The following is an 11665-nucleotide window of genomic DNA, read 5'->3' as shown; positions in this document are numbered from 1 at the left end:
GCCGTCGGCATGCCCGCCTCTTGCTCCTTGATCATCCCGATAATCTGCGCCTCGGTAAAACGGCTCTTTCGCATTCGTCTGCTCCTTCAAGGTTGGGCAGACTCTACATCATGATGAGGGATTTCGCGGGGGGCAGGTCACCGCACAGGTCATAATCGTAGTTGTAGGGACAGATGCGGTTGTCCTTCGAGAGGGTGAGAGTGTTAGCGGTTTGCATGTATTGTCTCCTTCATCGCTACTGAGGAGATTGGTACGTCCATCAGGGCTCATAGCCTGACCCTGACTTGGCCTCAGGAGCATTGTAAGCGACGGCTGTGCCCCACGTTGTAGATCAACTCCGGCACTGCGGGGTGATACCCATCTCATGATGTGGAGCGCGTTTCGCAATGTGCTCGACAAACTCGTGTCTCAGACCTCTGGCCGCCTGCTGCATATGCTTGGCGGCAGTGAACGGATCAAGGAGGCCACCCCGGCGCAATAGCGCGGAGGCGTCATGGCCATACCTGGTCATGATCCAAACTGCGCTCGGGAATGCGGTCAGCCATCTGTTTGCCAATTTCTGTGTATGCGTGCTCGATCCCAAATTTTCTGCGGGAGCGGGTCGTGCCGCGAGATTTGCGTTTCCGTTGGCAATACCTCGAACCGACATACTCCCTATCACCACTTCACGCAGAAAGGATATCCAACGTGAACAAACCCATCATCCTCAGCACTACAAACGCCGCATTTTATGGCACCAGCGAGAGCGAGGTTACAGAAAGCGCCGCACGCTATCTGCTCAACCAGCTCACGCCCGATGTCGTGTATTGGCTTTCACAGAAAGATGATCTTATCCCGCTGTACATCCTATGCAGCCCGAGCATTGCGGAAGCGTCGGGAGAGTGCTTTTTCCTCCGAGTAACTGCGCATTATCAATCCGATGGAATGGAAATCTATTCCATACCCTGTGATGCGCTCCTGTCCGCACAGACAGACGAAGAAAAGCTCGAAGTCGTCGAGGCAGGTCTCGTAAACTGCATAGACACCTATTATGAATTTTTTTCAGGCGACACGCTTGGCAGCGCGGCCTGATCAGTTCTGAGATCCCTGACCAAGTGTTACGCCAAGCGCACCCCAGATGCGCGTGTCGACATAGCGGTCGGTGCCTCGGCGGGTCGAGCACACATGTTGCGGTGCTCGACCCGCAAATTTTGACCCCGCACGCGCCAAGGACGGCGAACGGCTTCCAGAATTCGGAACCCGTTTTTCTCAATGCCGCGTTAGCCGGTCATCGCAACGCGTGCCATACCGACCTGATTGGAAGCAAATTATCATCCCCCTTCGCGACAGCGTTCTCGGAGATTTGGCAACGCGCTACACACCAGCCTACGTCCCCCAATCACAGGCGGCCATACACTGCAGTGTAAAAAGCCCGTAGCGAGACAGAAGCGGCGTGCGCACGCCGGTGTCATTCCCACGAGCTGAAACCACAACTTATCATCATTCGGACAGTCGTGCGTAGAGTTCGTCGAATGCCCTGACGGCCTGACTTTCATCGAATTCGGAGCGATACACCTTTTGCGTCGTGCGGTCTGTGTGTCCGAGCATCTGCTGAAGTGCCCAAAGCGCGTCCGGGCGGGTCCGACGGATCAGATCGGCGATCATCGTGCGCACGAGGTGTCCATGCACGCGGAAGTCCTGCTTGAGACGCGCATTGATGTATCCCTTGTGCACGACCTGTTCAGAAAGCGTCAGCAGGTTCAGCCCGTCCACTTCTTGCAACCTGTCCAGGATTAGCCAATCCGGCCGGTCACCCAGAATATGACGATCGATCAGGGCGGAGGTGCCGGGCCAGAGCGCCTCGATTTCTTTCGTGTTGCCAGTCTTGTTCTGCCGGATCCCATGGCGCCAATCGCCGTTTTTATCGCGGACGAGATCGATGCCGATCCGATACTTACGGAGGTCCCCTTGGCGGTCCCCGGAGTTCACCAGCAATGCGTAGATCATTCCTTTTTGTCGCAGCTTGAATGCCGCGGTCGAGTGGCCCGGCAATGAGTGGGCGCCTTCGGAGGACGTTCGCGCCTTTTTCAGAATGTCCGCGAGGGTGAACTCTCGACGGAAAGCGCGAAGCTTGGCCCACTTTCCTGGGTCTTCGTCGGTCGCTTCCTCGTTCAACGCGCCAATCAGCTCGCCCACTGTGGCGTAGCCGGCCTCGTCGAACATTCCGGCCCGCAGGAAAAACATCCGGGCGCGTTCGAGATAGTCTCGCGCCGTTCCGAAGCTGATGACCCGTTCCTCCTGCAGGTAATGAAGATACCCCAGAAAGAGGTCTTCTGATGGCTCCACCGGCAGGTTGACGCCCCGCTTCTCTGCCCAAGTTCGCGATCGCGCCAGCAGTCCGACCGACGAGATCACCGCCTGCCTCGTCTTTGGGCCGAGTTTTCGAAGGCGTCGCCCATAGGGGCGAACCGTCCGATCCAGAACGGGAAGCGCTGAGGACCATGAATCGGGCCACGCCTCCGGGGCGAGCCCGACACGCGTCAACCTCCGCGCGACGGGAGCCTTTTTGTTGTACCGGTCATTCAACCATCGGTCCCACTCCTGTTTCACTGGCGCGGAGGCCGCCAGCGGCACCGCCGGTGCAAACTGCCTCAGCGCAGCGATGAGGCACCGAAAGCGCGAACGGGAGCGTCCGACGCCACGGAATATCTCGTCGGTCACTCGCTCGGGCGGCAGGCCTGCCGCCTCGAGACGAGCATAAAACTCCTCGAGCACCGCAGGCATGCCTCTCTGAGAGAAGTCGCCATTTTGCAAAAGATGGGTCTGCATGGGAGCAGTGACTGCGTTGGGGACATGGGGCATACGGGAGGCCAAATCGGCGATGCGTGTCTCGAGGGATGACATGGTCACCTCCGTTTCATGTACGATTTCAGGGTAGGATCGAGAGCCTCGAGGGCCTCGGCGAAGAGTTTTGCCGCGGCGGCGCCCTCGCCGCGCGCGTAGAACTTCTCGACCGTTTTGACGCTGTCACACAGAAACGCCGCGACGGTCGCATAGTCCCCAGGGTTGGCCGCGAGCCAGATCGTCGCCGCCACGTGGCGCATCAGGTGTGGCTTGAGGCCGGGGACGCCGATGCGCGCGACACAGCGGTTCCAGACGCGGTTGAACGACTGGCGGGAGAGCACGCCCTTCGGTCCCGGCAACAGGAGCGTGTTTTCATCTGCATCGATGTCGTGCTTCTCACACCATCTCGGCAAACCTTCGTCCAGCCAACCGACGATGACCAACCATTGACGCTCAGAGATCTCCCCCTGGATCGGACGCCGGTTCTTCACACGCGATCGCCCGATGTCGAGCCATGGTTTTGACTCTCTCAGGGGGCGGACCAGCTCCGCGTCCGGGCCCTCGACCAGCAGAAGGTTCAGATTGCGACTGCGTACCGCGCGTGCCAACTGAAGGGCCAGCAGAGCCGCGCCCATGGAGAGATGCAAGGCCTCTTCCTGCGCGCGTGTCTTGTGATTGTCCCAATCGTCGAACACCAGTTGCGCCTCTGCGGCGAGCCGACGCGGCCCGGCGACGATGGCCCAGGCAATCGAGGGATCGCGTTCGACGAGTTGCACGAACTGCTCCCGCTCCTTCGACATCTCCCGGGACTGGTAGCTGTCGACTTGGTCGAACCGAGCGTCTTCGAGTTCGAAGATCGCATCTTCCGACCAGCCATTGCTGTCAGCAAGGGTTTGCAGGCGCGACAGGATCGTGCTCGCGGATGCCGTATCGTTCGGATCGATGAGGATGTCGGACGCCTTCGCTCGCGCCACATAATTTTCGACGGCGCGCGTAATGATCTCGGGCTCGAACAGGTCTTCGACGGACGTAAACTCGTAAGCTTCTTCGCGGCAAGGAAACGCATGCCGGATAAACCAACTCAATGCATTGAGATGAACCTTTCTCGCCGCGTCGACGTTTCTGACTTTCCTCCGCCGACCTTTCCGACGGCCTGCCACAGCGAGCTTGCTTTCGCCGAGGCGTCCCCCGAAGCGATCCCGTCGCTTCTTCTTGTCGGGCGCAACGGCGGCCCAAATAGCGCGGTCACGCGATGCGATAAACCCTTCCGAGAACTTATCCCACTCGAGCTTGGGATCCCGCAGCAATGGGAGCGAGCCAATCGGCTCGCTGGGAAGCAGGTGAGCGATCGGCGCGTGCTTGTGGCGATCTCGGATCAGTGAGTTGAACGCTGAAATCGAATTCCGGAATGAGGTTACTTTGTCCGCCCGGCAAGCCACCAGTGCCGTTTTTGCGGTCTCCGTCGTTAATCCGGCAGGGTGGAAAGTGGCGCACCGAACACGAAGCGTCTCCATGCTGCGGGCAAACAAGTTCGGCAGGATGCGGGCACCACACTCGTCGAAGGTGTTCTCGACGGAGGCGGTATAGTTAACGATCTGATCCCAAGCCGCCTTCTCGCTCGCGACGGCGACGGGCAGCGCGACATGCTGCTGCGCGCGCCGGATCATCGCGGCGATCTTCTTGACCCAGGTCTCGTAGTTATCCTGCTGATCCCCGGGCGTTACGCCCCGGAACTCACCGGCCCAGATGATGCCGCGTGCCATCTCGAACCAGGCGTTCTCATCAGCCGGGAGCTGCGACAACCTGCGGCCGGTGAGCCGTTCGGCCTTGCGCAGCGCCGCATCGAGCGTCTTCGCGGAGGCCTCAGAATAGATCGCCGGGAGAACGTGCTGGACATCTTTCAGGGTCTTCAGAATGATTGTGTTTTGACTGCTCATCGTTCATTGCCTTCTGTTGATGGTCATTCGGCCACCGGACCGTTCATTCCTCAGAGATGAACGGAACGGGGGGCGAAGTTTGGACCGTAAACTTCACCGGCCGTGTCATTCATTTCAGGATTTTTGTATTGATTTCAGTGTTTTGCGGTTCAAGAACCGCCGTTTCTGCCAGGCCTCGACTTCGGCCGGCACGAAGCGATAAGCGCTGCCGATACGGCGCGCGAGGAGTTCTCCTCGGCGCGCTGCGGTGAGAACATACGACGGTTTGACCGAGCTGAGCCGAGCAACTTGAAATTCGGTCAGAAGATCCTCGGCATACGCCGCCTCCATCCCTGCAGGAGGCTGCCCGCCTTCAAACGCGTGGACGTCGTGGCGTCGGTAACGGACCTTCGTTCCATCCGTGACCGCCGTCAGACGGCCGTGTCGCTCATGCCGCTGGAAGAAGGACTCACTGCCATGTTGCCATCGCTGGATCAGTCGAGCTCTGTCGAAAAGATCGGGGTTCGAAGCCTGGTGTGGTGACGATCTTGGTTGCTCTGGCATCTGTCTCTGTCTCGTTGAATCAGAGAGGACCAAGGTAAAATGATCGGTTAATCCAAACGGGGTCTACGGTTTTGACCTGGTCCCAGGCGCAGCTGCCTCGGAGTCTGAGCCGACATGATCTATGGTCGGATGGCCAACCACAGGGCGGTCTGAGAGGGCGGCTGTTGGATAGAGGACACCTACTGTCAGGGTGGATCCGGAACGACTCCGGGCAGCTGGGTGAAGTCGAAGGATTCTGGGTCGACACGGCGCACGCCCGTGCTATCGAGCAGCGTCACTTTTGCGCCCACGGGGTGCTTTTTGAACGCTGAAATCCACCACGTGGTTTCCGGATGGCAAAACCTGCAGGTGACATGATGCAGGTGGTAGTCATTCTTGTCCCGGGTCTCGGCGACCACCAACGTCACGCCCGTCATCTTCGCGATCCGGGCCAGGGATCTCATGTGCCGTGCACGTACGCGGCCCCAGTCCGTCGCGGACGGACCCACAATTTTTGGTGCCTTTGCTTTGTAGTGATGCCGGATCATAACGAGATAAGAGAGATCCTCGCGTGTGCGACAGTCTGCGACCTCTGAGAGGTCAAGGAGCGTGTAGTACCCCTTTGCCCGGTCGAGCATGAGCCCATGAACCAGGCTGGAAAATTGCCATTCCAGGATCCGGTTACGCTTGACGAGCCGGATTTCGTCGAAGAGCTCCGTCAGCCGTGCTTCTGCGATCAGCTTATGAAGTGACGTTGCCCCGTTTTCGCGCTTCGGACCGACGACGGAGCGCAGTCGGGTCCCCTCCCCCCACGTCCGCGCGACACACGGCGCCTCTATCGCATCCGAAATCCAAAGACCGTTGAGTTCCTGGTGATGGATCAAGGCAATCATCAGTTTAAGGGACGCCAGGCTCAATCCCGCATTCATGATATGGGCAAGAAGGTTTTGCGAGATCTGAATTTTGCCGTTGTCAGCCGCCATATCTGCTCCTTCGTGTCAGTGATTACCAAGCAGATGCGTCTCTTTCAGAGGGCGCGGAAATCGCGGGAGCAGCCCGGCGAGATTATCGGTCATCCCGTTGGTACCTGCAGCGTGCCCGTTTGCGTGGCAAAAGCCCCCGCAACACTGCCGCCCTACCCCGCCCCTGATGAGAAGCAACCCGGTTCTGGCGACCGAGATTTTCCGTAGTCTTCTGATTTTAAGAGGAATATGGCTCTGAGGAATTAGAGAACTCACAGAACTTAGAAGTAATCCCAGAAATCACCAGAAATGCTGCATGGATTTTTTTTTGGAGGTGTCCGCAAACCGTGTTGGCTGACCTGACGCCTCGGCGTTCGAAGTCTTGTGTCATGTTGGTGGCGGTATATAATGGAGGTATCAACATGGAGTATGATTTCATGGTATCTCAAATCCGGCGCAAGACGTCTCTGACCCTTGATGCTGAAGCGCTCGATTGCGCAAAGGAGCTCGGAGTCAATGTCTCCGCCGTCGCTGAGGCCGCATTGGTCAAGGCGGTCGCTGCCGCACGACGCGAGAAATGGCTTGCCGAAAATGCGGATGCGTTCGCCGCCCAATCAGATTGGCACGCGAGAAACGGGCACCCTCTGGCTGACATCATCGCGGCTCCCGGAGGGGCTTCATGGAAGAGTTGAGCCGGTTCGATGTCGCGGAATACAACGGCGTTCTCATGGTCACGGTCGAAAGCGAACTGCTACCGCCTGATCCTGCCGTTGTCGTCATTCCTCTCCTTCCCAACTACCCGGCGGTAAGGCATCTGAACCCCGAACTCGAGCATGACGGCCAGCACTTTGTCCTCGCCACGAGGCTGATTGCGGCTGTTCGACGGGCGGGTTTGCGCCGCGTCGGGACGGTCGCAGACCAGGGTGACCTCGTCACAAAAGCTGTCGATGTCCTCATGGCGGGCGTTTAGGTTGCCAAACCAACGCGATTTGCGGACATCCCCTAATTTTTTCAGGTTGCACCAAGCGGAACCCAACCGAGAATGCTCCGGCCGTCCCAACGGCGGCACGGGAGCAAGTTCGGTCACTTTGAGCACCTGCATTGCCTCCCGCGCGGTCCAGCCCGGTCTCTTGCAGCGTGCGCGTCGCGGCGACTGTCGACCCTTTTACATGAAGTCATAGCTCGGAATTCCCGGACGGTGCTGAGTCCCGTCGGTGCCCCATTTCGACGCAAAACTTAGTTGCAATAGCGTCTTGTCTTTGGCTCGGTAGGTAACCGGCTTTGATGAACAACAGTGGTTCGACGTTAGAGAACGGCTTGAACCTCCGCACGGTCTCGAGGTCCCGGCAGCGGGCGACATGGCAAGCGGAGCCTCGAGAGCCAGGAACCTTCATTTCCAATTGCATGTGTTTCGGAGATGCGCGCCATCGACGCGCATCCCGGCAGGGTCAGGCGGGTTTACCGACACGCCTGGCCCCTACCCTGCGCTTATATGTATCGCATTTCCCGGGCGACGGTGCGGCCCCGTTTGCGATACTCGACGCGAACCTGGCGCGGATCCTTCCGCCGCCGAAAATTCGGTCTGGATTTCACTTCAGCACGTCTCTGCAGACGCGCATTAACCCCCTCGACCTGGCGCAGCGATTGACCGCTCAGCCGACCGAGCACCGCCGTGCCGGTCTTTCCATTGACGTGGAAACGGGAGTTGCGCACGGAGACCGTGAGCCGACGATCGATATCGAAAGTCGTCGCGGCTCGAAGTGAGGCGGCGAGCAGCTCGTCCCGATCCGAGATGGTCACGGTGCGCCCGCCCCGCTTGGTGCGGTGTCGACGCGTGACGAAGGCGAGGTCGACGAACAGTTCGCCTGCACTCTCGACGACAGAGAGAACCAGTGCCGGGCGGGCATTCCCAGCATCGATGCCGTCCAGTCCTTGCGGGAATGTGAAGGCGACGACATCGCCGGTCTTGAGGTTAGTTTGCCAGGGGGCGTGTGGGAGCTGAAACATGCAGCAAGTCCTTTCGTTTCGCGCACATCGCCCGACAGACCGGAACGGACCATCTCGAAGCGACGTGGCACGCCGCACACGTCGCTTCGAGGTGGTGAGTTCACGGGCATTTCCCATACAGGCACTCTGCCCAAGGGGCGGTTCCGCGCCGCCCGTCAGCGGCTTACTGATGCGACGAGATGCCCGGTTTCCCGCCGCCAGAAACCAACACGTCATTCGGCCCCCGGCCTGTGTCGTCTTTCGCTTCGCAGGACGTGCCAGAAGTCGGACACCGGGCCGAAAACCGGCCGGGACATTTCGGACAATGAAAAAGCGCAGCCGCACTGCGGCTGCGCTGACCCGGGCCTATCGACCTTCGTTCATGCGTTTGAAAAACGCGATGGCCTGGAGGCGTTCGTGCGCCGATATGTCGGCCGCCAAGATGACGTGGCCCATTGACTTCCAGATCGACAGCGGAGCCTCGGTCACGTAGCCAAGTTGCCGCAGCGCCGTATCGGTGCAATGGGCAAACTCGTCGAGTTCGGGTCGGCCTAATTCACGCTGCCACCCTGCGACAAAAACGATGCTGTCGGGCTCGACCCACGCGGCCCATCCCTTCCTTGGGACGTCGACCCTTGGATAGTTGTACGCGCTCCACGCAAAGGCGCGCGCGAGATCGCGGCTCAACTTGTCTCGTTGCAGAATAAGTAGGGGTTCCATGTCCATCGGCATTCCTTTCGTGGCCGGGTTTCTCAACAAAAAACCCGGCCACGAAAGGAATGGCGGTGGCCGCTTCGGCTCGCAAAGTGCTCGAAAAATGTTCGCTGGATATTTGGATCGGGCAGGCACGGAGCGGGGTTGCCCTCCCGCATACGATAAAGATCGTGGAACGAGACGCTTTCCAAGCGCACTCTGTGAGTGGCGGCTGAAGGCGCAGGGTAACGTCATTTGCTAACTTTACCGCACGTGATGCCGACACGGGTCGGATGTCACGTACAACGAACCTGCGGCGACCGGGGAAGATTCCTGAGGCTTCAGATCGCAAGCTTGAATAGCGCCAGGTCCGATTTCTCAATGGCAAAGTCACTCCTTGCTGCGCGCCGCAAGAAGTAACCTATTGCCGAACGCCGGCGTTCTCCACAGCAGGGCTGCGGGATGGGTCCGGCGCCAATTTCTTGGCGCCGGACCAGGAACCGCGATACGCGGTCATAAGACAGCCATGACACATCCATACCTTCGCTTTGCACGCACCGCTGCGCGCCGCGGCTTGTTCGCATCGAAGGTTTGACGTGACAGCAAGCTGCCGATGATCCGGCATCAATTTCTTGACGCCGAACCGAGGGCCGCCGTGAAGCGACCGTGCCATGTCCATGGAGAACCGCACCTCGAAGGCGACCTGTCTGCTGCGCGCCGCAGATCGATCCCCTCTTCAATTCGGTTCGAACATGCATGTTCGATACCCATTAGATTGTTCTTTTTGCTGAGACGGAAAAGCTATCGATAGAAAAGATGCGAGGCTTGTGGCGGCCTCCGCCGGCTTCCCTGCAAAGATTACGGCCGGGCGAACGGACCATTCGAGTTTTCTTAGAGTTCTCATGCGCGGTTTGTGAAGAGTTCCTGAAGCCGTTTTGTGTATTCTTCAGAGCGCAGGCGCGCATCGATTGCGAGATCCCGTGCAAGGGTCGCATCGTGACGTGCCACGAGTATCAGCAGTTCAGCGCGAGCCTTCTTTGCGACGAGCGCTCCGCCACGATCAGTGGCATGTAGACTGCCGTCCGCCAGCGAGTATGCGTGACAAGCGGCGTCGAGACTGACGAGGTCGAGAACGGCGGTCGTCAGCATTCGACGCCGGAACGCGCGAACCGGAGCTCTCGTGCACTCATTGAAAAAGAACCGCAGGCGGTCCGACCAAGCGGGGGTATCGGTCATAACATCGAGAATGGTTTCGACGGCATTGCCCATCGACTTGCCGTACGTGGCAACGTCTTCGGCGAGTTTGGGGTCAATCATGGATTTTCCTATCATGTTGTTGTTGGTAGTGTTGCGCCACGCCAAGCCCCACGAGGAGTTTTTCGCGGGCGCCATAGCCGCCGCCCGCGAAAACCTTCCGGCGAGCGTGATGCGTTTGATGGTCAGACCTGAAAGAGACACCCTGCCTTCCTGCGTCGGCGTCCCCGCGACGGGTGAATGCCCTGCCGTTCGGCGGAGACTCGGCTTTTGGCATCGCCCCAACTATTTTTGATCCGCGACATCAAGATTTCCGTTCGGCTCATCAAATCCGGGGTCAAGTGTCCCAGGATCGCGGTGCCGGATCCGTTTGTCACGAAGCGACAATCCGATCTCGTTACGCGCACACGACGGGCAAGCACGACACGACTTTGACGTGCGAGACCGCAGGCTTCAAAATCGGAATTGATCCGCAGTTCTAGTCCTACGTTCGCGTTTTCCAGAGATGTCGTGCAATAGGCCAATAGGATCTCTTCATCCGTCGCTTCAACGACGAGGCTGGGCCGCGCGTAGCGGGATCGCCCATCGCTGTAGGGAAATTTGAAAGATACAAAATCTCCCGGACGGAGCCGGTTGTTGTTGAGTTCGGTCATCGAGCAATCCTGTTCTGAACGGCACGCTTCGGTGCGCTGCGGTGGCCGTAAGCACTGCAGCGCACCGAAGCGTGCCGTTCCGCTTTTCGCCGAATATTTTTGAGGATCTGACCGTGATTGCGCCCCGCATACCGCCGGGACGTCGCCGCTGTTCCCGCACCGCAGCTATGCGTCACGGCAAGAAATTCGATGGGGTGCAGATATTTTAGCCGATACGCTTTTGGGAATTTTCAGACGGACCAATGTCTTCTTCGAGAGGCTCAAAGACACCTCTCAATCAACCTCGAACCCTCAAGGAGAAGAACATGGGTATGGACATCGACTTTCTGGATCTTCGCGGAGAAGATCGTCTCTATCTTCGCAATCATTGGCAGCTGATGGACCTTATTTTCGATCAGCCGCACGTGCGCGTCAGGCCCGAATATGACGACATCTATGTAACGCCACCGATGCTCGAGAACATTCTCGACCGGATCGAAGACGAGATGGACGCGAACGGGATGCCCTCCGGGGCGATCACACCGCAGCAGCCGCAGACACAGGAGGATTTTCTCGAAGGCCTGCCGTCAGGGTTTTGCACCAGTAGACCAGACAGTTGGGTGGCTGCCTTGCCCCACTACCGCATCCTGGTCTCGCGCCTGCTTACCCTTGCGCGAGACCAAGGAGCCCTAATCTGCAGTTGGAGCGCTTAGCGTGAGCACCGCCGAGGACGGGCCAATCGGCACACCGGTATCCCGTCCGTAAACGCAGGAGATGGCGCTTTGCCACGACGAGGCAGGCCGCCATCATCGCCCACTGCCGCACCGAACATCGCCGTTCGCCATGAGCACAGGAA

12 protein-coding genes are annotated in these 11665 nt (G+C 58.9%); 4 read left to right on the top strand and 8 right to left on the bottom strand.

Annotation, left to right across the window (positions count from 1 at the left end; translation table 11 throughout):
• Positions 1–687: 687 nt before the first annotated feature.
• On the top strand, positions 688–1071 hold the full coding sequence (locus ACU0FH_RS10845) for a hypothetical protein (RefSeq protein ID WP_446194626.1): 384 nt from the start codon (positions 688–690) through the stop codon (positions 1069–1071).
• Between the two features lie 408 nt (positions 1072–1479).
• Here ACU0FH_RS10845 and ACU0FH_RS10840 read toward each other — a convergent pair whose 3' ends face one another.
• The 4 genes from ACU0FH_RS10840 to ACU0FH_RS10825 form a co-directional block, all read right to left on the bottom strand.
• The gene (locus ACU0FH_RS10840; RefSeq protein WP_446194625.1) at positions 1480–2883 is read right to left on the bottom strand and encodes a hypothetical protein; all 1404 of its coding nucleotides are present in this window, start codon (positions 2881–2883) and stop codon (positions 1480–1482) included.
• Between the two features lie 2 nt (positions 2884–2885).
• Complete coding sequence (locus ACU0FH_RS10835) at positions 2886–4760, bottom strand: hypothetical protein (protein ID WP_446194624.1); 1875 nt, start codon at positions 4758–4760, stop codon at positions 2886–2888.
• A 114-nt stretch (positions 4761–4874) separates the two neighbouring features.
• Positions 4875–5303 (bottom strand): helix-turn-helix domain-containing protein, encoded by a 429-nt coding sequence (locus ACU0FH_RS10830; protein ID WP_446194623.1) that lies wholly within the window; start codon positions 5301–5303, stop codon positions 4875–4877.
• Positions 5304–5488: 185 nt separating this feature from the next.
• On the bottom strand, positions 5489–6265 hold the full coding sequence (locus ACU0FH_RS10825; protein ID WP_446194622.1) for a hypothetical protein: 777 nt from the start codon (positions 6263–6265) through the stop codon (positions 5489–5491).
• 401 nt (positions 6266–6666) lie between these two features.
• Between ACU0FH_RS10825 and ACU0FH_RS10820 the strand changes: the two genes are divergently transcribed.
• Both ACU0FH_RS10820 and ACU0FH_RS10815 read left to right on the top strand, forming a co-directional pair.
• Entirely contained in the window at positions 6667–6936 is a 270-nt protein-coding gene (locus tag ACU0FH_RS10820; RefSeq protein WP_446194621.1) for a type II toxin-antitoxin system CcdA family antitoxin, read from the top strand.
• The gene (locus ACU0FH_RS10815; protein ID WP_446194620.1) at positions 6924–7214 is read left to right on the top strand and encodes a CcdB family protein; all 291 of its coding nucleotides are present in this window, start codon (positions 6924–6926) and stop codon (positions 7212–7214) included. The genes ACU0FH_RS10820 and ACU0FH_RS10815 overlap by 13 nt, the downstream gene beginning before the upstream one ends.
• Before the next feature lie 518 nt (positions 7215–7732).
• Here ACU0FH_RS10815 and ACU0FH_RS10810 read toward each other — a convergent pair.
• The 4 genes from ACU0FH_RS10810 to ACU0FH_RS10795 form a co-directional block, all read right to left on the bottom strand.
• On the bottom strand, positions 7733–8251 hold the full coding sequence (locus tag ACU0FH_RS10810; RefSeq protein WP_446194619.1) for a hypothetical protein: 519 nt from the start codon (positions 8249–8251) through the stop codon (positions 7733–7735).
• Positions 8252–8596: 345 nt separating this feature from the next.
• On the bottom strand, positions 8597–8950 hold the full coding sequence (locus ACU0FH_RS10805) for a hypothetical protein (RefSeq protein ID WP_446194618.1): 354 nt from the start codon (positions 8948–8950) through the stop codon (positions 8597–8599).
• An 873-nt stretch (positions 8951–9823) separates the two neighbouring features.
• Complete coding sequence (locus ACU0FH_RS10800; RefSeq protein WP_446194617.1) at positions 9824–10381, bottom strand: hypothetical protein; 558 nt, start codon at positions 10379–10381, stop codon at positions 9824–9826.
• The gene (locus tag ACU0FH_RS10795) at positions 10363–10830 is read right to left on the bottom strand and encodes a hypothetical protein (RefSeq protein WP_446194616.1); all 468 of its coding nucleotides are present in this window, start codon (positions 10828–10830) and stop codon (positions 10363–10365) included. Before ACU0FH_RS10795 ends, ACU0FH_RS10800 begins: the two co-directional genes overlap by 19 nt.
• 305 nt (positions 10831–11135) lie before the next feature.
• Here ACU0FH_RS10795 and ACU0FH_RS10790 point away from each other — a divergent pair, with 305 nt between their 5' ends.
• A complete protein-coding gene (locus ACU0FH_RS10790; RefSeq protein ID WP_446194615.1) occupies positions 11136–11522 on the top strand; it encodes a hypothetical protein in 387 nt (128 codons plus the stop codon).
• Positions 11523–11665: the final 143 nt, after the last annotated feature.

Source organism: Heliomarina sp., assembly GCF_052826185.1.
Note: the sequence above shows the minus strand (reverse complement) of the source record. Positions and strands in the feature narration are given on the sequence as shown.